Raw genomic sequence first — 429 nt, forward strand, 5'->3', positions numbered from 1 at the left:
ATATAACACCAAATTGAGCGGCGTTGCCCGCTTTTGGCAATGTCCGCTTGAATTTTATTGTTATGTGTCACCCACTATTCTCCTTCCATACCGAGCTGCCTACCAAAGTGAGTTAAGCCTAATTCGCAAATCCTTAACTATTAAAATAATTGTCATAGCATCCAATACTTATCAAACTTTTTCGTCATGCAGAGAATATAGCCAGTTAAAAAAGCGAGAGGTAAAGAAATAAAAAAACGTAAAAATGCATCCGTAAAGTAGTGCTTGAAAAATATAGATGCTTGTATCCTCGGATGGTTTCGAAATGCCCCACCAAATCATAACCATAGACGCCATAAGTGCAGCAAAGCCCGCTGCCACCGAATTAGCAAATAAACTTTCTTTTTTCTTAACTTCCTTGGTCATACATTATCCATCGACACATAACAC

1 protein-coding gene is annotated in these 429 nt (G+C 38.2%); it reads right to left on the minus strand.

Features of this window, described 5'->3' with window-relative positions; translation table 11 throughout:
* Positions 1-171 precede the first annotated feature (171 nt).
* On the minus strand, positions 172-405 hold the full coding sequence (locus tag V5298_RS20880) for a hypothetical protein (RefSeq protein ID WP_332933317.1): 234 nt from the start codon (positions 403-405) through the stop codon (positions 172-174).
* Positions 406-429: the final 24 nt, after the last annotated feature.

Origin of the sequence: Alteromonas sp. 14N.309.X.WAT.G.H12, from assembly GCF_036697315.1 — a bacterium.
Lineage (GTDB): Bacteria > Pseudomonadota > Gammaproteobacteria > Enterobacterales > Alteromonadaceae > Alteromonas.

Bases quoted from the DNA above. Each gene is read 5' to 3' on its own strand.
- V5298_RS20880 (WP_332933317.1), bottom strand. From the start codon at position 405: ATGACCAAGGAAGTTAAGAAAAAAGAAAGTTTATTTGCTAATTCGGTG.